This is a genomic window from Spirochaetales bacterium, assembly GCA_016930085.1.
Lineage (GTDB): Bacteria > Spirochaetota > Spirochaetia > SZUA-6 > JAFGRV01 > JAFGHO01.
The window spans coordinates 13,581-34,804 of the sequence record JAFGHO010000081.1; the positions used below are offsets into that span (position 1 = coordinate 13,581).

The following is a 21,224-nucleotide window of genomic DNA, read 5'->3' on the forward strand; positions in this document are numbered from 1 at the left end:
TGTGGCCGCGTATTCAGGGTTTTTTTATGGCGCCGTACCCAAGTGGTAAGGGAGAGGTCTGCAAAACCTTTATGCACCGGTTCGAATCCGGTCGGCGCCTTATTTTAATTTTCACTGATTTATTGAATACATCTTTCATCAGAATTAATAAAATAAATATATCGAACCATCGTGCGGCTGTATTTTGTGAGTTCAATAAAGGACGAATCGTTTATAATGGAAAGAAGATAACAGAAAATGCAATGACAGAAAATCAAATAATGAGGTCTCGCAATGAGTTCACTCGATAGATTAACCATTAAAGGATTTAAATCAATCAAAACCCTCGAAGACTTTAGTCTCGGCAAACTCAATATATTTATCGGGGGTAATGGTGCCGGAAAAACAAATCTGATAGGCTTCTTTCGAATGCTGAGAAGCCTGATCGACGGCAACCTTGGGAATTATGTCGTACAGAACGGCGGGGCTGGCGATCTTCTTTTTAACGGTCCAAAAATAACAACTGAAATGGAGTTTACAACCATTTTTGGCATTCGAGGATACTGTTTTACGCTGAAGCCGACGCCAAAGGATAAATGTATTATTACAGCTGAAAAACGTTTTTACAAATATGCACGTACCGGAGGTGGATGGTGGGACCTTGGTGACGGCGATGATGACACGTCACTTCTCGTTAAAGAAGCGAAAAGCAAGCGAAAAGACAGTCAATACAGTCTGCCAGTCTATGAGGCGATCGCTTCATGGCAGATTTACCACTTTCATGATACAAGTGAAACTTCAGCAATGCGACAGTATGAAATAATTCAGGATAATAAATATCTCAGGGGAAATGCGTCAAATATCGCTCCTTATTTATTCATGTTGAAAAATAAATATTTTACTGAATATACTGAAATTCTTAATGCAGTGAGAATGGTGATGCCTTTCTTTGACGATTTCCTTCTGGATATTACGGATTTCGGAAGAAAGCAAAAACTAAACCTTTCGTGGAAACAAAAGGGATCGGATTATCCGATGCAGCCATATCATCTGTCGGACGGTTCTCTCCGTTTTATCTGTCTTGCAACGGCATTATTACAGCCGGACCCGCCGTCGACGATCATAATCGATGAACCTGAATTGGGTCTTCATCCGGAAGCGATATCGATTCTGTCTGAACTTATTCAGGATGCTTCAAAACGCACCCAGATTATTGTTGCAACTCAGTCTCCGGCATTGATCGATCATTTCGGTATTGAAGACATTATTGTAGTAAAAAGAGAAAATGGAGCCTCTACTTTTCAACGATTGAATGAAGAAGATTTTAAAACGTGGCTTGAAAATTATTCCGTTGGGGAACTTTGGACCAAAAACGTTATCGACGGCGGTCCTGTTTATGAGTGATTTCATTGAGATTATTGTCATCGTCGAAGGAAAAACGGAAAAAATATTCATTAATAGTATACTCAAAGATAACCTGGCTGATAGAAATATATATATGACGCCAATCATCATATCGAAACCCGGAGAGAAGGGGGGAGATATCAAATTCAGCAGGGCTTTAAAAGACATAACCATACACATGAAACAGCGCGCCGACACGTTCGTCAGCCTGTTTATTGATTATTACGGCCTGAAGCCGGATTGGCCCGGTTTCATTAATGCAAAAAAGGAAGAAGAACCCGCAAAAATCGCTTCAATAATTAATGATTCAACTCATTTGGCGGTCAATACCGAATTATCGGCATACAGGTCAGACATTCGTTTTATACCACATATAACCGTACATGAATTCGAAGCATTGCTTTTCAGTGATGCAAGCAGTCTTGCTTCGGAACTTCACGTTGATAAATCAGACGTGGATAAAATTATTGATCAATTCGGTGATCCTGAAAAAATAGATGATTCTCCCGATGAAGCACCGTCGAAACGTCTGGAGCGATTATATCCAAAATATAAAAAAACGACGACAGGCATAATAATAGCACGCAATATCGGGATCGATGCAATGAGAAAAAAATGCCGAATTTTCAATGACTGGTTGAAGCGGATTGAATCCCATTTGTAGGTTATAAGCTAATTGAAATAAAATTCTTGATATTTCGTTGGAAAATGAAAAGTGAGTTCGCAATGTCGTCATTGGTTTTTCTTTTTGAAGTGTTTTCAGGTTACTGTCCGGAGTTGTAACCATCTTGTTTTTCTGCATGTATCATATACAGACTATACCAGTTATAGGAAACAATCGTTTGCGAATTACAAAACGCCTCTTTTTTTTCCCGGATGTTCGATGCAACCTCGTCGACCGGAATAATGACGGATTCGATGATTTCGTCCGCGTCGAACCGGGTTTCTCCCGTTGCTTCGAGACCGGTGGCCAGAAATGTGTGGCTTTGATTCGTCATGAATGAGGGGCAGGGATATGTCGAGCCGATATAGATGAGTTTTCCGGCCCGGTACCCTGTTTCTTCAATCAACTCGCGGCCTGCGGTCTCTTCCGGCGATTCATCCTCATCGACAAGTCCCGCCGGAAACTCGCACATCACCTTTTTGTTCCCGTGACGGAATTGTTTCACCATGAGAAAACAATCGGTTCCTTCGCTGTTTTTTATCAGGGGGATGACCGTTACCCAGTCGCAGGCTTCAAGAATGTAAAAATCACTCGTCGCGCCCAGAGGAGATAACCGGTCTGAGACTTCAAGGGTAAAAATTCGGCAGTCTTTGAGGACGTCCGTTTTTATTTCTTTCCACTTAAGGTGGTCGTCCATGGCCCACCATCATAGCCTATATTAAAAAAGGAAACAAGTGGGTGAGGGAATGCCCTGTTCATTCCCAATTGTACGGCGCGCCCTGCGATCAAAGCGGCTGTCGAAGATGACCGTACTCCGGAAATGGGGCCGGGAAAAGCAGGTGTCAGCCTGTTTCGTCTTTTTTCGTTTTATGCGGGACCTTTTTCTTCCCGAGTATTTCCTTATAAACCGGCAATTTCATCCATACAATGAAAATAATACATCCTATAACAATACCCGTCCATAACCAAACCTGAAGCGGGAGTCCGAGAAACATGGTATCCTCCTTGCTGCCGCCATTATATCAATATTTTCTTCAGAGGGGAAGCGGATTACCGGCGGTGACGGCAGGCAAACGACTTCCGGAAGGAAGCCGCTTTTTATTGGGTTTGATGTCGTTGCACGGAAAATAAAAAAATAATGAATAAGGCGTCTGTACAGAAACCTGTTGTTTGTTATAATAGTAAGGCGGGACGGCGTCGTCCTGTTTGATTTTATTATTGTCCCTGAAAGGTCAGATGAAGGGCGACGGAGGTCGTTTTGATTTCGGTGTTGTGCGCGGACAAACGGTACTGTTTGTTCTTGCTGGTTTGTATACATGTCTGTTTGATTATCTCCGGTACGGCCGGATTTTCTTCCCCTTTGGATGAAATCGAGATCGAACCGGGAATACGGTTCTGGGGTGCCGATGTGGGACTCAACTACCTCGGGGTACATTTTTTACCCCCGCTCGTTACGAGACTTTGTCTTTCATTTGGATGCGGGTATGAAACGGTCGGATACTACAGATATCCCGATACCTCCATTTATTATCCGCCGAAATCAGCATCGGAGGTTAATGAGGCTGTTTTTAAACGTTTTGAAAGTGTGTGGTCGGCCGGAATCAGGCAGGGGATCTTTCTTCAGCCGGGAAAACAGGATAACCTGTTCGAGGTCCACTTTCTCTATCGCGGAAAATACAACGCTTATCTCGAACATGATTCGGGGGCGGAAGCGCTCGTTTTTTCATCCGGCCTTGCCGATGCGGAAGGTATCCTGCAGAACTCGGCGGTCATCGGTCTTTATTATAACGATGTCGCCGTGCATGAGTCGCATCGAAAGCGGAACGGTATCCAGGCGGATCTTTCGTGCGAGGTCGCTCCTGCGTGGTTCGGTAATGATATTATCGGACTGGCCGATTTTGTCCGCGGTACCTTCGATCTCCGCGGTTTTATAACCGTCTTCGATCTCGATCCCGCGGATACAACGACGGAGAACGCCTTCAATATCTATATCGGCGGCAGGATCGTCCTTGACTGCCTTTCAGGCGGATATATCCCGCTTAATGCCCGGCAAAGTATCGGCGGAAGAGAAGCGACAACCTCTGAAGGACTGGGCGGGGTGATGAGGGGTATCGACAATGGGCGTTTCGACGGGTACCTGAAGGCGGTCAATAACCTGGATATCAGGATGAACCTTCCGGCACTCGGTGGTTTTGTCCCGGCGTTCATCTGCTATTTCGATACCGGTGTAAGCGATAACCTTGATTATACGCTGCGTCCCGGCCATCTGCTTTTTTCGACCGGAACCGGATGTTCGCTTTACGGATGTGGGTTTGATGTGGTTGTCTACATCAATTATTTTATTAATGAAAACAGGCTGAGTCCTTCGTTTGATTTTTCACTATGCTTTTAAAAAAGGAGGAATTAAATATGGGAATTATATATGAGGAGCTTTCAAGAACCTTCAGTGAATATATTCTCATTCCGAATCTGACTAAAAAGGAAGACAAACAGGAAAATGTAAATCTCTCGACACCGCTGGTCAAGTTCAAGAAAGGTGAAAAGCCCGAGTTGACGTTGAATATACCGTTTGCCTCCGCCATCATGCAGGCCGTTTCGAATCATACCATGGCGATTGCGCTGGCGCGCCGCGGCGGTATCTCCTTTATATTCTGTTCGCAACCCATAGAACAGCAGGCGGAAATGGTGCGAAAGGTGAAACATTTCAAGGCGGGATTCGTCGAAAGCGATTCGAATTTGAGACCCGATCAAACCCTCGCCGACGTCCTTGCCCTAATCAGGCAGACGGACCATACGACGATGGCCATCACCGAGGACGGATCGTCAAACGGCAAGTTGTTGGGAATTCTCACCAGCAGGGATTACCGGATACACAAATGCGACCCGGCCACAAAAATTAAGGACGTCATGACGCCGTTCGAATCGCTTATCTACGCTTTCGACGGCATACTGCTTGAAGAAGCGAATGACATGATCTGGGAACACAAACTCAACTGCCTGCCTATTGTGGACAAGAAAAGATGTCTGCGGTATCTGGTTTTTCGAAAGGATTACGACGAGCACATGCGTAATCCTTTCGAACTCGTTGACAGGGAAAAGCGGCTTATCGTCGGTGCCGGGATTAATACTCGTGATTACCGGGAACGTGTACCCGAACTCGTCAAGGCGGGGGCGGATATTCTCTGTATCGATTCATCCGACGGATTCAGCGAGTGGCAAAAAGAGGTCCTCCGGTATGTGAAGGAAGAATACGGTGACGTCAAAATCGGCGCCGGCAATATCGTCGACAGGGAAGGCTTCCGGTACCTTGCGGATGCCGGGGCTGATTTTATCAAGGTCGGCATCGGCGGAGGCGCGATTTGTATCACCCGCGAGCAAAAAGGGATCGGACTCGGCCAGGCGACGGCCGTCATCAATGCGGCAAAGGCGAGGGATGATTATTTCGAGGACAAAGGGGTCTATATACCGATTTGTTCCGACGGGGGAATCGTGCACGATAACAATATCATGATCGCGATGGCACTGGGTGCCGATTTTGTCATGATGGGCCGTTATTTCGCACGCTTTGACGAAAGTCCGACCAAGAAGATCAAGATACACGGTAATTTTGTAAAGGAATATTGGGGGGAGGGAACTGAACGGGCGCGGAACTGGCAGCGTTACGGTTATACCGATGACGGGAAATTCCTCTTTGAAGAAGGGGTCGATGCGTATGTCCCGTATGCGGGAAAACTGAAGGACAACCTCGATCTGACGGTAGAAAAAATCAAGGCGACGATGTGCAATTGCGGCGTCGTTACCATGGAAGATCTGCACAGAAAGGCACGGGTCGCACTGATATCATCGACGAGCTTGCGCGAGGGCGGTGCCCACGATGTTATCCTGAAGGAAACGGATATCACGAATATTCCGACCTGACGTCGGCTCCGAACGAAGTTGTATTAGTGAGAAAATATCAGAATGTATCGGGAATACGACACATTCACTTGCATAAAAAATGCGTATGTACTATTAATGAAATGGCTGCTTTAAATAATGAAAGCTATGGGTGCGTTTTATTAAGCGGGAATGTATTTTTAAAGTGATCATATCGGAGGATACATATGGTAAAGAGAAGTTCGGATATGGTGAGGGAGGTACGGGAACGGATGCGCGAGGGAACCGGACAGGTCGAAATCATACATGTTTTTAAAAAAGAAGAAATGAAAGGGAAGGTGAGACTGTTTGCCCGGCTGGTTCTGGAAAAGGAGTCATCCATAGGATTTCACCGTCACGAAGGTGAAGAAGAGATATTCTATATCATTTCGGGTGCGGGGATCGTTGATGATAACGGGACCGAAACCCCCGTCACCGCAGGAGACGCGGTGATTACCGGTTCGGGGGAGGGGCATTCAATTATCAATAAAAAGGACGAGCCGCTTCACATTCTCGCTGTCATAGTTCTTTATGCCTGACGGTGATACCGGGCACGCCCGCGGGATACACAACAGCGCTTTTACTGTATATCGGTAATAAAAAAGGAGTGGTAACATAATGCTATTTTTCCGGAAAAAAGAAAAACGGGATCCGTATGAAATAATGTCCGAAAAATGGAAAACGTCATTCAGTCTGTTTGACAGGAAACGGTTTGATCGGGAGAACACCGTCACATATGAGTCCGGTGCTGCGAAAGGGAAGTATTTCCTTTTACTAAAAAAGAAGGATCATTTTGCCTGGATCCTGGATGAGCAGCACAGGTATAATAATTTTTATCTGGAAGCAGATGTTGCTTTTGATGAGGGAAACGGGCACTCGGCATTGGGATTTGTTTTCAGGTACGTCAACGAGGAGAATTTCTATTATTTTCTTATATCAAAACGGGGATTTTTCCGGTTTGACGTATTGTTCAACAGGAATCCCCTTGTCCGCATCGACTGGACGGAATCTCCGTTAATCAAGCCCGGAGAAAACTCCCTCAGGATTATCGCACAGGATACGCATTTTTCCTTTTATATCGACGATGAATGGGTGGCGGAGCTTGAGGACGATACGCTTTCCGCCGGGTCGATAGGGTTTGCGGCGCAGAATTACAATGAAAAAAAGGAAGCCCGTTTTTATATGAAACGTTTTCTGATCGATTCACGCCCGATCGAAGTCGACAGACATTTCGAACGATGGGTGCATCATATACCCCAGGAACCCCAGTACAGGATAGAACTCGCGAAAACGTTTTTTGCGATGGAAGCGTTCCCGGCCGCCGCAGTACAGCTGAAAAAAGCCCTGAAACACAAAAAGCCGATTGCCGATGATTATTTTTTATTCGCCGAACTCATGATCAATACGGGGATGTACGACCTCGCTCTGGAAAATATCGAACGCTGCCTCGACCTCGATCCGGATTATATCAGGGCTGTCCGGGAAAAAGCGAATATCCTTTATTTGAAGAACAGGTTTTTGGAGGCGAGGGATTATCTTCAATCGAATTTAGAGCGCGGCGGTGATGCGGGCCCTGTTTTCAAAGATAATGCGCCGGCCTGGAATCTGCTGGGCAACTGTGAATACGCACTCGGTAACTGGGACAAGGCATTCGAAGCCTATGACAGGGCCTGCCGCATACAGCCGGATATGCCGCTTTTCTTCCTGAACGCGGCCAGGGCTTTGGAAATGCAGGGGGATAAGGACCGGTCACTGGAATATTACAGCACATCGGCGGGATTGTTTTTCAGGCAGGAAGCATATGGGGAACTCTATCCGATATTTTCCCGTATAAAGAAATTCGATCCGCAAAACAGCGATGTAAAAATCCTCGAAGGGAAAATACTGTTTCATGAGGAGAAATTCGAAGAAGCCGAGAAGATATTTCAACCTTTGATCGAAAAAGGAATCCCGGACAGCAGTATTTATTTTCTTTCCGGTATTATCGCCTCGAACAGGGGCGACAGAGAAAAGGCCGTTTCCCTTTTGCAGAAAGCGTGCGAACTGGAAAACTCGTTTTATCTGCATTGGCTCAAACTGGCGGAAAACAAAGCGATACTCGGCCTCGATCCCGAACAGGAATTAAAAAAGGCTTACGAGCTCGATCCCGAAGAGCCGTGGACACTCAATCAGTATGGGCTTTTTTATATGGATAAGGGTGATTACGAAAAAGCGAAGGAATATTTTTACTCGGCATACGGAAAATCTCCGTCATCTACGGCGATCGTCATCAATCTTTCCGAGGTGCTTTCCCGAAGCAATGAAATGAAAGAAGCCTTTCAGGTATTGAATACCGAAGCCCTGAAAGATGTCCCCGAAATCATCAATCACCGGGGTAATCTCTGTATAAAACTGGGTGATACCTCGAGCGCCATCAGGGAGTATGAGAAGGCATTGAAACTCGAACCGGACAATCCGGTCTTTCTTGAAAATTGTGCAAAAGCATGTATCGAACGCGATATGATCAAACGGGCGGAGGAAATGCTGGTCAAACTTTACGATATCTCACCGACGCCGGCTGTGTGCAACCTCATCGGCTATTGCGCGCTCATTCAGCGTGACTGGCCGCGCGCCGAAGTCGCATTCAGGGACGGGCTTGAAAAAGATCCCGAAAACATCGAAATACTCACCAACCTGGCGAGTCTCTATCTCGACCGGATGGATTGCGGCAAAGCCAAAGAGGCCGTCATGAAAGTTCTGGAAAAAGATCCGGAACATGAAGAAGGGAAAAAAATACTCTTTCGCATACGCGAAAAGTCGGAGGTGCATATTGCCTGCGTCACGTGCGGGCGGGAATGGTGGGCGCCGGAAAATGTTTCGGTGCAGTCGCGGCTTACGATTCACGGTGAACCGCCGCCGGATGCGCCGGCCGGCAAATGCGCGACATGCGGCAAAGTGTATTGCGTCGCCTGTGCGCAGCATCACGTACGTGAAAGCAGGTTCTTTTGTCCCGACTGCGATGTGTTTCTCAAGCTTTCGGATGACTGGCTCAAATACCTTCTGCTCGAAAAATTGAGGGAAGAGGAAACCCGGGAAGGGGATAAGCGGGGGACATGATAAATGTGAAAGCCGACTCACTTGACAATTACCGCCATTTTTGGAATAGTGGTATGAAATCAGTTTAAAGAGAATGTGATGAAAAGCAGAAGATATTTACGAATGATCATGTATCTGTATTGTTTCGGATGCATACTCAACAGTGCCGTTGCCCAGGAAATAATCACGGCGGACACCTATTTCGAACAGGTATCCGCGGTCTATGGCCGGGTCACGGATTATGAAGGCAGGATAACCATAACCGAAGGGGATAACGCCATGGAGGGGAATATATGGTACAAAAATCCCAATCTCCTTCTCATCAGGTTTACCTCTCCGGAAAATCAATATCTATTGGTAAACGGCGAGGCACTTACCGTCTTTGTTCCCGAGCATTCGGTTCTTCTCAAACAATATCTACCCAGACGAAGCAAGGCGTCGATTGCCGCCATGGCGAGCAGCCAGGGGCTTACCTATCTTCGCAATAACTACAAAATAGCCTATGTCTACGGTCCCGATCCGATCCCGCTTGAAGAAGGTTCGAAGGAGATGGTCGTGAAACTCAAATTTCAGTGGCGGGCGACGGCGGAAGGTTTTAAGGATATTGAAATATCGTTTACGGATGAGGGGCTGATAAGGAGGGTGAAAGCCGTTACGGCAACGAATATCAATATACAATTCGATTTTCATGACTTGAAAATCAACCAGGGTATCCTCGAAGAGATGTTCGATATTCCCGATCCGCCGACCGCCTATGAATATAAAAATTTTCTCTTTGGAGATGAAGAATAGGTTATGGAATTATTTGGAGAAAAACTCCGGGAAGTCAGGGAAAGCAAGAATTATACCCTGGAGCAGGTGGCCCGGGAAACGAGAATATCCCGCCGGTATATCGAGGCCCTTGAAAGCGAGGATTTTGCAGCATTTCCGGGGGAAACCTATTTAATCGGATTCCTGCGGAGTTATGCCGAATATCTCGACCTCGATCCGGATCATTTTGTCAACCTCTACAGAAACATAAAAATACAGGAACAACCAATCCCTTTTGATGAACTGCTCAATAACAACAGAAAGATGCCCCGTTCCGTTGTCGTGCTGATCGCCGGTCTTGGCATCGTCCTGCTGGCCGGCGGTATCGCCGCCCTTTCCTTTTTTGTTATGACGAATATGGAAAAGCCGGAAGCAATGAAGGACAAAATCGAAGACCCCGCCGTTTTGAAAACGGATGAGGGAGAGGAGTTCGTCTTTAACGATGCGGAAGTCCTGACGCGGTGGTTCAGGGAACATGACAGGATCACGATCCCCCTCGGAGAGAATACGTATCGCATGGAAATCCTGAAAGCGGAGGAACCGTTACAACTCAAAGTGATGGACAAAACGACACTTCTTTATATCGGAAAGAAAGTGAGTTTTGATCTCAATGACGATCAAAAATTCGATGTCACCCTTGTCTTTAACGATCTCATCACCTCCGATTACGGAAACCAGGCAAATATCGGTCTCTATAAAATTACCGTTTCAAAACCCGTTTATATAGCCGGGGAGGACGGTACGGGGGATGGAATAGAGCGTCCTTCCGGAGAACAGAAGGGAGAGGACGAAGAAACGGAGGCGGCGGCGATAATATCGACCCCTCAGCCGGCGGTCACGCCTCTTTCCCGGGCGACGCAGGTTCAGCCGACGCCGCCTGCGGAGATGATCGAAACGGAAGATATCGCCTCGAATGAGGCAACTCTCGCCTCGAATGAGGCAACTCTCGCCTCGAATGAGGCATCCGAAACGGTTGAAACGGGAACGGAGACGACGATCCGTATCAATGAAGAGACGATCACCGTGATCGGAGAATCTGAAAAACGCGAACCGTTTGCCGTCGATATTGATTTTCGCGGTCACTGCCTTTTCCGCTACGCGCAGGACGGTGAAATGATGCCCGAACGCTTTTTCAGTAAAGGAGAAGATTTCGAGATTGAAAATGTCAAAAACGAAGTAAAACTCTGGATTTCGAATGCGAATTCGGTAAAAGCAAAAGTATTGGGAAAAGAGCTTATCATGGGACGGGCCGGGCAAGTGGTGACAAAGCTGATACACTGGGTCAGGAATGAGAGTTCGGGATTGTATCGGCTCGAGATCGTTTCCATCTATTAGCGCAATCACAATAACGGCCATGGTTGTTTCCCTGATGGTGATTCCGGCTTTTTATACAATCTCCGGTTTTCTTGCTATTAAAAAGATAGTTTTTCACGGTGTCAGTGTATTTCAGTTCCAATACTATCGAGGTGTCGCAGGGAGTGTTTCATGAAAGTGAAAACATGTATATATATCGTCACAGGGGCGCTAAGCATCTGTGTCCTCGCCGTGATTTTGTTTATTGTGTCGAGTAGCCGCGACACACGGTTGCGATTTACCGTTATTGACGATGTCAGCGGCGGATGGGTCTGGGATGCAATGGTGAGAATAAAGGACAGGTATCTTGTGCTTTACTACCAATCGGACAACGGCCCGCTCGAACAGGTATTCACCGGTCTCGAACCCGGTGAAGCGGTTCTTACCGTTTCCGCCCCGGCGTACCGGTCGCGGGAGATTCCCGTCACCCTGAACAAAGGGGATAACGGATTGGACGGCCCCGTTCGAATGATCGGATATGAGATACCGGGACTGTCCGAGATATTCGTCAGGACGGAAATAAAAGACGGCACACTCTTTTTGAATCCGAGACCGATCGATGCCGAGGGAAGGGGTATCGGCGAGCATCCGTGCCTCCCCATGTGGTTTGGACTGAGGATTTCAGTCCAGGTAAAAAATGGAATTCCTGTTGTCGAACCTGTCGAGTCGGGGAGCGGGCGAGGCGAAGAGCTTTTTCGCGGCACACTCGAGGCCGAATGGGATATGCATCCGGATACCTATTACCGGTATTCTCTTCAGGTTCCGGCATCGGCGATCAAAAAACATAATGCCCCGTATCGTGTCTATGATTATATCATCGTTTTTCCGATTCCCGGTAAAATGACAAAAGAAGAACTCGATGCCGAAATGGAACCGGTAATGAGGCTGGATAAACTCGAATCGATCAAAAACATCCTCGATGGTATGGGTGATCGTGTCGACTATTTTATCAGCGCAAGCTGGAACCAGACGGCTTCCTGAAATCAGGGAGGAGCATGCGTGATTGTAACAAAGGATTTGACAAAAAAATATGGTTCTTTTTGCGCCGTGGATCATGTAAATCTGAATATACAGGCGGGCGAGATTTACGGATTTCTCGGACCCAATGGTGCGGGAAAAACATCGACAATAATGATGCTTCTCGGTGTCATCGAGGCCACTGAAGGAGAAATATATCTCTTTAACGAACGGTATTCGCCTTCCATGATCGATGCAAGAAAGCGGATCGGGGTGGTCCCCGAAAAACACCCCAGTGGAATGTGGAAGTGGATGACCGCCTATGAGTATTGTGATTTTTTCGCTGACTTTTTCGAGGTGAAAAACAAGGAGGATCGGATTCTTTCACTGCTTGAAAAAGTGGAATTAAAAGACTCAGCGTATAAAAAGATAGACGGCTTTTCACGGGGAATGCTTCAGAAACTCAGTATAGTACGGGCGATCCTCCACGATCCCGATATTCTCTTCATGGACGAACCGATTTCCGGACTGGACCCGATTGGTATAAAAAAGGTGAGGGACCTTATCTTCGAGGAAAATCGGGACGGGCGGACGATATTTATTTCATCCCACCTCCTTTCCGAAATGGAAAAGCTCTGTCACAGGGTCGCCATAATCCACAAAGGCAAGCTGATCGCGGAAGACCGGGTGGGAAATCTGTTTTTCAAATTACAGAAAGAAAAAGAGATCCTCGTCGAACTCGACCACATACCGGAGAACCTTGACAGGGAGATATCGGCCCTCGATTTTGTCACCCGCGCATCCGTTTCCGGGGTGACGCTTTCGGTGAGTGTATCGAAGGATGGTGATTACAGAAAAGCCGTTTCACGATTTCTCATCGACAGGGGACTCGTCCCGTTGAAAATCCAGGAAAAGGCGATGTCGCTCGAAGATGCCTTTTCCGCCATTACCGGTGAGAATGTCGAAATGCTCGCGGGAATCGGAGGGGCCCGATGAGGTCACGAATCAAGGCCGCTTACATTATGGGAAAGCGGGAACTGTTTGAAGTATGTATTACACCGGGGGTGTATATCGCCCTGACGCTCGGTCTCGTTACCGGATTTTTGCTCGTGGCCGGTTTTATCCATTCGATCGGTTCCAGCGGGCTTGATTATAACAACCTGAATCCCGCCTATGATATGATTTTCAAATCATTGTCCGGGGCGTTCGGCGGCACCTTTGTCGACAAACTGTTTTCCGAAGGGCCGTTTTTTTTCGCCCTTGTTCTTTCATTTCTTCCCGTTCTCGTCTACCTCTCGGTGTCCTCGGTGTTCAAGTTCGGGTTCGAAAAGAATACCGGTGTCATCGAACTGATCTCCTATGGCCCCGCCGACGGAACATCTTATTTCCTCGCTTCATTCGCGAAGAATTGTATTGTTACCGGGCTATCGCTCGCCGCGCTGTTTCTCTTTTACTCGCTTGCCTCCCTGATCGGTAATCTCGTACTCGGTCCCACGTTCGTTTTCGCCCTCTTTCTTCTCTTTTTTTTCTCCTGCGCATGCTACGGGTATGTCGTTTTCGTTTCCGTTGTCGCGCATAACGCCGCGTCCGCGGTAGCGGCGTTTATCGCCATTTTCACCGCGTTCGTGCTTCTTCACCTCATGTCCTTAGCCATGGTCGCCGGTTATGTAAAAAGTTTTTCCGGGATCATCGCATGGGCCCTCAGGTGGTTTTCCCCGGTTTTTTACTGGAGTTTCGGCCTCGATTCGGTCGACTATGGAAACATCGGCGGTTTCTTTCTGAGTGTGCTGCTTCTCCTTGTCCTTTCGGGGGCGCTTTTGGGAGCTTCTCACACGGTACTGGGAAAGAAAGGAGTCCGCGGATGACAATAAAGGCGTTTATCATCACCGTGCTTGTCCTGATCGTTTCGCTGAATGCATCTGGCGACATTCCGGTAAAGCAGGAAGATGTCATCTATACGGTCACCGCTTTCAACGGACTTCATTTTTCGAGGACTTTCTGCCGGAGCGACGATTCGACCATCTACCTGCTTCACGATGTCGATAATTTTCTACTCCCGAGGAAGGCCTTTATCTATTTCTGGCCGCTTTCCGGCAAATGGATGGCTGAACCGCTCGATGTCCGCAAACCGGAAAAGATATCCGCCTTTGATGGGACATTGGTGATCGAACGGGACGGGGCAACCGTGGAGCGGCTTCAAAGCGAATTGTACATCATCTACAATGTAAGCGGAAAATACTCGAACGACTGGAAGGTGTTCGTCGGTAAAGCGGCGGAAACGGAGGCCGACAGACTCAAGCGGGAATTGTCCGAATATGAAAAACGATACGAAGCGTACAAAATAAAATTCGATATCTACACGAAAGCAAAAGAAAAACTCGTGGAAAAAATGAAGGTGTACAACGACGCCGGAAAGGATACCGGAACCCTTATCGGACAATACAAGGCCCTCGAAGAACCGGTGATGCCTGTCAATCCCACGCCGCAGGAACTCAGCATGGGAAAACAGTTCCATGTCGTTCTCCCTGAGGGGACCTACAGGACCAGGCTGGAAAACCGCGACGGACTTACGCTTCAAGGTTCCGAAAAGACGCTTTTGGTCTTCGGGGAACGTCGAAGGAAAAACGTGGGATACAGGATCGTCCCCGGTGATAAATGGACGAAACCGATTAAATCATATTCTCCGTTTCATGTGCTGTATGTGGATGCGACGACGGACATCTACCTCGTCCCCTTTCTTGAAAACGAGTACAATGACCTCTATTACAACAAGCTTCTGCAGAATGACAGCAGGGGGAACGTGAGTATGTACCGGTGGGAGGAAGTGAAGGAATTACCCGATTCGCTTTTGGAAATTTCAAGCAGGAATGTGAGCATCTCGACCGAACAGGAAAAGTATTATGTCGAGCCGCTAAAGGGCGGGGCGAGTCTCGGATACAAAATAGTCCCCTACGATCCGGAGGGGGAGCACAAGGACAGAAATTACGAGTTTTCCGGATTCAGGGTACCGATCGGAAGGAACGAAACTGCCGTACGAATCAGGCTGCAGGACGTCAATGGCAACTATTACCCGTCCGGCGGACGCGAGATTCGGATCGTCGGACCGGCGTCTCCTGTTTTTATACTGCTTTTCCCCGCCCTGCTGCCTCTTTTGGCCATGATAATCGTTATCGGATACCGTAGAACGCACTACGGGGTGAAAGCCCGACAATAGACAAACGGGGTATGATAATGAACGCGGATATTTCAAAGACACGATTGCTTTTTATCAGACACGCGGAACGCTACAATGTTGAGCGGCTCGAAACGCAACATGAAGCCCTGTTGACGGAACAGGGGAAAGAGGACGCGTACCGGTTGGGAACAGTGATCGGGAAATGCCATGAAAAAGCGATCGTGTTTCACAGCCCCATCAAACGTTGTATCCAGACGGCGGAGTATATCAGCCGGGGGATCGGCGCCGGCGGTCATTGCACGATCGGCGGGACGGTATCCCTTCTGGGGGGCGATACAATTGCCAGAAATCCTGAAGCGGTCTCGGATTATTTCACACGATACGGCAACATCGCCCTCATAAAAAGGTGGTTCGACGGGGGGTTCGGCGATGATATCATCATTCCCCATGGGGATCTGGCCCGTAAGGAAATGAAGCTGATCGCCGGACAAATGTCGGCACACACCGGGTTGATCATCGATGTCACCCATGACTGGATCATCATGGTAATGCTGAAGTATTATCTCGAGTTGGGCCCGGAGGTGACGGGAATACCGGAATATCTCGACGGGATTGCGGTGGTCGATGAGGGGTCCGCATTGTCGCTGCATTATGGAGAATATATGGTACGTATCGATAAAGGGGATGCGGGAATGAAATTGTAATATCGAAAGACCCCGGGTTGTATTTTCATTGATGGTCATGCTTTTTTTACTCGGCATAGATTGTAAAAAGCCGCCCGTAAAACAGGCGGCTTTCTTCTATTTGAGGGTAAAGGATTCGAAATCGGGGTACCCTTCCATACCGTGCTCGGAAATATCGAGACCGCGTAATTCCTCTTCCCGGCTGACACGGATGCCGATCGTCGATTTGACGATTATCCACAGTACCCAGCTGATTATGAACGTAAACGCCCCCACGGAGACGATACCGACCAGCTGATCCGCCAGCGGAGAGATTCCTCCACCGAAAAAAAGACCGACCGGCGGTTGTCCCTCGCCTCCGGCGTACGGCGGTGAGGCAAAGAGGGCGACCGCGATGGTTCCCCAGATACCATTGACAAGGTGTACCGAGGTGGCTCCGACCGGATCGTCGATTCCCCACCGGTCGAATCCGATGACAAAAAGAACGACGAGAATTCCGCCGATAAATCCGATAAGCAGAGCAGAGGCCGGACTCACGTATGCGCAGGGGGCGGTGATAGCCACGAGGCCCGCGAGGGACCCGTTGAGGATCATCGAGAGATCCGGTTTGCCGATGGCGATCCATGAGGTGATGGTCGCGGCGATGGTTCCGGACGCGGCCGCCAGTGTTGTCGTGACCGCGATTCTCGCAATGTCTTCCGGAACGGCCGCCATGGTCGAACCGGGATTGAACCCGAACCAGCCGAACCAGAGGACGAAAACACCGAGAGTCGCCAGCGTCATGCTGTGGCCGGGAATGGGATTGACGCTTTGATCAGGATTGTATTTCCCGATCCGCGGCCCCAGAACCAACGCTCCGGCGAGCGCCGCCCAACCGCCGACAGAGTGAACGACCGTCGAACCGGCGAAATCCCAGAACCCGCGCTCCTGCAGCCAGCCGCCGCCCCATATCCAGTGGCCTGTGATCGGATACATGATGCCGACGAGGATAAAGGAAAAAATGATGAAGGCCCCGAATTTGATCCTTCCGCCGACGCTTCCGGAAACGATCGTCGCGGCGGTCGCCGCGAAGACAAGCTGAAAGAAAAACTTCGCGATGAGCGGCACTCCCGCCCAACTCAGCGCGCCGTAAACGCCGCCGTATGCATCGCCGGTAAGCGGGCTGTTATCCTGTCCGCCGAGCATGAGAATTCCCTTGAATCCGAGGAACCCGTTCCCGTCACCGAACATGAGGCCCCAACCGATGAACCAGAAAGCGATCGAGGCGATCGCGAACACGACAAAGTTTTTTGCGGAGATGTTGACGGAGTTCTTGGCCTGCTGTAACCCCGCTTCCACCATGCCGAAACCGAGATTCATGAAGAATACAAGCGCAGCTGCGATGATGACCCAGACGGTATCGGCGGCCACACGGCTTTCTAAGATTTGTTTTCCGAGCGATTCGATTTTTGCCGTCAGTGCCGATATTTCAGTGGTATCAGTCCCGCCGTCATCTTCGGCTGCTGCCGTCATTGCCGCGAGGAAGAAAAACAGGATGACCGCTACCGTTTTTTTCACATATTTCATGATAGATCCTCCGTTTCTATATCTCATAATAGAGTGAATACTCCCAGGGATGCGGGCGCAGCGCAACCTGGTCGATTTCGTTTTTCCGTTTGTAGGAGATGTAACTCCCGATGAGTGCTTCCGAAAAGACATTGCCTTCGAGGAGGAAACCGTAATCCTCTTCGAGCCCGTCGATGACTTCTTTCAGACTGCCCGGTGTCGAGCGGATGCCGGCCTTTTCTTCAGGGGTCAACTCATAGATGTCGTCATCGATGGGAGGCGGCGGAGTGATTTTATTCAGAATGCCGTCGATGCCGGCCATGATCATCGCGGAGAAGGCGAGGTACGGGTTGCATGAAGGATCGGGACAACGGAATTCGATACGTTTCGCCTTTTCACTCGCGCTGTACATCGGTATTCGCACCGCAGCCGAACGGTTCCGTGCCGAATACACGAGGTTGATCGGGGCTTCATAGCCGGGGACGAGGCGCCTGTACGAATTGGTGATGGGAGCTGCAAAAGCCAGCACCGCCTTTATGTGCGAAAACAGGCCTCCGATGAAATACTGCGCCGTCTCACTTAAATCGGCGTAATTGCCGAACGAATAGAAGGTGTTTGTTCCTTCTTTCCACAGGCTGATGTGTATGTGCATTCCCGAGCCATTGTCCATGAATATCGGTTTCGGCATAAAGGTGACCGTCTTGTTGTAGCGATGCGCAACGTTCTTGATGATATACTTGTAATGAAGAAGGGTGTCCGCCTGATGAACGAGGTCGGACACCTCGAGTCCGATTTCCGTCTGGCCGGCGGTTGCGACCTCGTGATGGTGGAGATTGACCTGGATACCGCAGCTTCGCAATATTTCGACCATTTTCGAACGGAGGTTGTGCAGTTGATCGTGCGGCGAGGTGGGAAAATATCCCTGTTTATAAGGAATCTTGTAGCCGAGATTTTCGGTCTCCTTGCCCGCATTCCAGTATGCTTCGGATGAATCGACTTCATAGAAGGCCTTGTTGTGCGTTTGATCGTATTTAACCGAATCGAAAATGAAGAACTCCGGTTCCGGGCCGAAATAGGCGGTATCGGCGATTCCCGTGCTTCTCAAATATTCAATCGTCTTCTGGCCGATAAAGCGGGGATCCTTGGGATACCGTTCGCGTTTGACCGGGTCGATGATATCGCAGATAAAACTCAATGTCCTGTGGTCGAAAAAAGGATCGATAAAGGCGGTCGAGGGATCGGGCCGCATAAGCATGTCGCTTTCATTGATTTTCTGAAATCCGCGGATCGAGGAGCCGTCAAAACCGGTTCCCACCGAAAAGAGATCTTCATCCGCCTTGTCCGCGGTCAGCGTATAGTGCTGGAATCTTCCGAAGAGATCGCTGAATTTGAGATCGAGGAACTCGATATGCTTCTCCTTGATGATCGATAGAATCTCCGATATGGGTATATAATCCTTCTCCCCGTTCACCGTATATATTTTTTCAAAAATAGCTTCCATCATCATCCTCCCTATTCGAGCTCCTTTTTAACCGGCATTCCGCGGCCGTTTCCCAGTATCTGTGTGAGGTCGATGCCGGCGACGGTTTTTATCTGTTCCAGAAAAGAGAGGACGCTCGAGGTGACGTCCCCGACATGTTTCGGCAGTCCGCCGTCGCCCATGATCACGAGTTTTTCGACCTTGAGGTTGTCCGCGATCACATTGGAAACGCTGTCGACGATATTGGGGAGGATGTGCAGCATGAAAAGTTCCTTGCTCGCACCCCCGTCCCATTCTTTTTTCATCAGTTTGACGGCATCCGCCATCGCGAGCCCCTGTTCCTTGAGATAGGATGCCTTACCGATCGCTTTCATCTCATCCGCCTTTTTTTCGGCATTGGCGGGTATGATCACATCGGCATTATATTTTTTTGTATTGACCTCTTCCTTTATTTCCTGGAGCGATTTTTCCTGGCGCAATGTTTCGATGTGCCGGGAATATTCCGCCTTCGCCTCGAGCCGGGAAGCCGCCTCGTCCAGTTCCGCTTTTCGCTTTCTGTAAGAAACTTCATATTCTTCCATCGCGGATTTGGCCTGGAATTCGATGTCAGAAGCCTTTTTGCGCGATGTCGTTTCGGCGATAACCGCTTCCGCTTCGGATTCGGCCTCCGTGATGCGTGCGTCCCGCTGCACGAGTGCGTTTCTGCGGCGTCCGACCGCATCGAGGTACCCCTGGGTGTCCTTGAGGTTTTCAATCTTAATGGAATCGAGGGTAAAACCGAGATTGGTCAGTTCTTCCTTCGTCTTGAGATAAATATCCTGTTCCAGCTCAAGCCTGCGATAATTTGCGTCTTCGGGGGTATAGGTCGCGAGAACGCCACGTATCGTTCCTTCGATGGTATGGCGTGCGATCGTTTCGATCTCCGTCTCCGATTTTCCGAGCAGGCGCTCAACGGCATTTTCGAGTCCGGCACCCTCCCTTGAAGAAATTTTTACATGGGCGATTGCCGTAATGGTGAGGGGAATCATACCATTGCTCAACGCCCGTTCTATCTCGATCGTAATAGGAATGGTCGCGAGTGAAAGCCGGGAAACGCGTTCGAGAAGCGGGGTTCTGAGTCCGATACCGCCGCGGACGAAACGGTACCCCACGATATCGCCGGTTTTGAGTTTTCTCTTTTTTCCCGAGAAGACTAAAATCTCGTTTGGTTCGCAGATTTTCAGATTCGCTTTGAGATAGATAAGCAGCGCGGCGACCGCCAGAATTGAAAGTGAAATAACGAGAGGCAGATCGATATTGGATAAAAACATTGCTCTCCTCCTTTTTTTTTATTTATCCTATGGCCCGGGAGCCTCGTTCGCCGGTCCTGATTCGAACACATTCTTCGATGGGAAGAACGAATATTTTTCCGTCACCGGTCGATCCGGTTTTCGCTCCCCGCATAATCGCCTTTATCGTCGGTTCCGCATAATCATCGTTCACCGCTATCTGAAGTTCCACTTTTTTGAGGAGTTTGATTTCGTGTTTCACTCCCCTGTAGGTTTCAGGATATCCCTTCTGCCTGCCCGAACCGATTGACTGGACAACGGTCATGAGATTGACGGTTGCGTCCGTCAATTCCTTTTTTACATCAGAAAGCTTCTCCGGCCGGATAACGGCAATAATCAGTTTCATAATCAACCTCCTCCGCCAAATACAATTTCCGGACACCTTAACTGTTACATTTCTCCGGTGATTATTGGCCTTATTCTTATAATGCAAGGAGTGTGCCAACGTATGGATGGCGATAAATATAGGTAATTGCCGGTTGATATAAAGAAATAATAAATTTACAGAAAAGCAGGCATACAAAAATGTATTAAAAATAAATTAAAAATACGAAGATGTAGGAAGTGGCTGCAAGAAGGTATCTGTGTGGTTGAATATTAAATTCGAAAAGCCGCCTTTCTTTTTTTTCCATAAAAAAGCGGAGTCCCGATATTTTGTATTCGTAAAACTTGACACTTATATGCAATTATTTTATAATCACCTTATAAAAATGGATGATTTTATATCTAGTAAAAAAGAAGATAAGGTTACAGTAAAAACAATTCTCAATTCACCGGGGGTAAAACTCTGGGCAAAGAGTTTTTTTCAAAATGATGTTCCGTTTTTTATCGTGAACAAAAGCCTGAAGATTATATG

General features: G+C 48.4%; 18 protein-coding genes and 1 tRNA gene. 14 read left to right on the forward strand and 5 right to left on the reverse strand.

Features of this window, described 5'->3' with window-relative positions:
- Positions 1-28 precede the first annotated feature (28 nt).
- The 3 genes from JW881_13875 to JW881_13885 all read left to right on the forward strand — a co-directional run bounded on the left by JW881_13875 (position 29) and on the right by JW881_13885 (position 2,047).
- Positions 29-100 (forward strand) — tRNA-Cys (locus tag JW881_13875).
- Between the two features lie 173 nt (positions 101-273).
- Complete coding sequence (locus JW881_13880) at positions 274-1,383, forward strand: AAA family ATPase (GenBank protein ID MBN1698599.1); 1,110 nt, start codon at positions 274-276, stop codon at positions 1,381-1,383.
- Complete coding sequence (locus JW881_13885) at positions 1,376-2,047, forward strand: DUF4276 family protein (protein ID MBN1698600.1); 672 nt, start codon at positions 1,376-1,378, stop codon at positions 2,045-2,047. Before JW881_13880 ends, JW881_13885 begins: the two co-directional genes overlap by 8 nt.
- Before the next feature lie 100 nt (positions 2,048-2,147).
- Here the strand turns inward: JW881_13885 and JW881_13890 are convergent, their stop codons facing one another.
- Positions 2,148-2,744 (reverse strand): NUDIX hydrolase, encoded by a 597-nt coding sequence (locus JW881_13890; protein MBN1698601.1) that lies wholly within the window; start codon positions 2,742-2,744, stop codon positions 2,148-2,150.
- Between the two features lie 561 nt (positions 2,745-3,305).
- On the opposite strand from JW881_13890, the gene JW881_13895 reads away from it, so the two are divergent.
- From JW881_13895 to JW881_13945, 11 genes are all read left to right on the forward strand, one after another.
- Positions 3,306-4,439 (forward strand): hypothetical protein, encoded by a 1,134-nt coding sequence (locus JW881_13895; GenBank protein ID MBN1698602.1) that lies wholly within the window; start codon positions 3,306-3,308, stop codon positions 4,437-4,439.
- A gap of 17 nt (positions 4,440-4,456) precedes the next feature.
- The gene (locus JW881_13900) at positions 4,457-5,965 is read left to right on the forward strand and encodes an IMP dehydrogenase (GenBank protein MBN1698603.1); all 1,509 of its coding nucleotides are present in this window, start codon (positions 4,457-4,459) and stop codon (positions 5,963-5,965) included.
- A 185-nt stretch (positions 5,966-6,150) separates the two neighbouring features.
- Positions 6,151-6,501 (forward strand): cupin domain-containing protein, encoded by a 351-nt coding sequence (locus JW881_13905; protein ID MBN1698604.1) that lies wholly within the window; start codon positions 6,151-6,153, stop codon positions 6,499-6,501.
- A gap of 79 nt (positions 6,502-6,580) precedes the next feature.
- A complete protein-coding gene (locus JW881_13910) occupies positions 6,581-9,058 on the forward strand; it encodes a tetratricopeptide repeat protein (protein MBN1698605.1) in 2,478 nt (825 codons plus the stop codon).
- Between the two features lie 78 nt (positions 9,059-9,136).
- Positions 9,137-9,829, forward strand: coding sequence for an outer membrane lipoprotein carrier protein LolA (locus tag JW881_13915; protein ID MBN1698606.1), 693 nt, complete (start codon positions 9,137-9,139; stop codon positions 9,827-9,829).
- Positions 9,830-9,832: 3 nt separating this feature from the next.
- Positions 9,833-11,182, forward strand: coding sequence for a helix-turn-helix domain-containing protein (locus JW881_13920; protein MBN1698607.1), 1,350 nt, complete (start codon positions 9,833-9,835; stop codon positions 11,180-11,182).
- 150 nt (positions 11,183-11,332) lie between these two features.
- Entirely contained in the window at positions 11,333-12,181 is an 849-nt protein-coding gene (locus tag JW881_13925; GenBank protein ID MBN1698608.1) for a hypothetical protein, read from the forward strand.
- Between the two features lie 18 nt (positions 12,182-12,199).
- Positions 12,200-13,153 carry an ABC transporter ATP-binding protein gene (locus tag JW881_13930; protein ID MBN1698609.1) on the forward strand — a complete coding sequence of 318 codons (954 nt, stop codon included), beginning with the start codon at positions 12,200-12,202 and terminating at the stop codon, positions 13,151-13,153.
- Entirely contained in the window at positions 13,150-14,022 is an 873-nt protein-coding gene (locus JW881_13935; GenBank protein ID MBN1698610.1) for a hypothetical protein, read from the forward strand. Before JW881_13930 ends, JW881_13935 begins: the two co-directional genes overlap by 4 nt.
- Complete coding sequence (locus JW881_13940; protein MBN1698611.1) at positions 14,019-15,371, forward strand: hypothetical protein; 1,353 nt, start codon at positions 14,019-14,021, stop codon at positions 15,369-15,371. Before JW881_13935 ends, JW881_13940 begins: the two co-directional genes overlap by 4 nt.
- Positions 15,372-15,388: 17 nt before the next feature.
- On the forward strand, positions 15,389-16,036 hold the full coding sequence (locus tag JW881_13945; GenBank protein MBN1698612.1) for a histidine phosphatase family protein: 648 nt from the start codon (positions 15,389-15,391) through the stop codon (positions 16,034-16,036).
- Positions 16,037-16,132: 96 nt separating this feature from the next.
- On the opposite strand, the gene amt is transcribed toward JW881_13945, so the two are convergent.
- From amt to JW881_13965, 4 genes are all read right to left on the reverse strand, one after another.
- The gene (gene amt / locus JW881_13950) at positions 16,133-17,527 is read right to left on the reverse strand and encodes an ammonium transporter (GenBank protein MBN1698613.1); all 1,395 of its coding nucleotides are present in this window, start codon (positions 17,525-17,527) and stop codon (positions 16,133-16,135) included.
- Positions 17,528-17,597: 70 nt separating this feature from the next.
- Positions 17,598-19,061, reverse strand: a complete 1,464-nt coding sequence (gene glnA / locus JW881_13955; protein ID MBN1698614.1) for a type I glutamate--ammonia ligase — start codon at positions 19,059-19,061, stop codon at positions 17,598-17,600.
- An 11-nt stretch (positions 19,062-19,072) separates the two neighbouring features.
- Positions 19,073-20,350: a hypothetical protein gene (locus JW881_13960; GenBank protein MBN1698615.1), complete on the reverse strand. Its 1,278-nt coding sequence runs from the start codon at positions 20,348-20,350 to the stop codon at positions 19,073-19,075.
- 22 nt (positions 20,351-20,372) lie between these two features.
- Entirely contained in the window at positions 20,373-20,714 is a 342-nt protein-coding gene (locus JW881_13965; protein MBN1698616.1) for a P-II family nitrogen regulator, read from the reverse strand.
- Between the last annotated feature and the right edge of the window lie 510 nt (positions 20,715-21,224).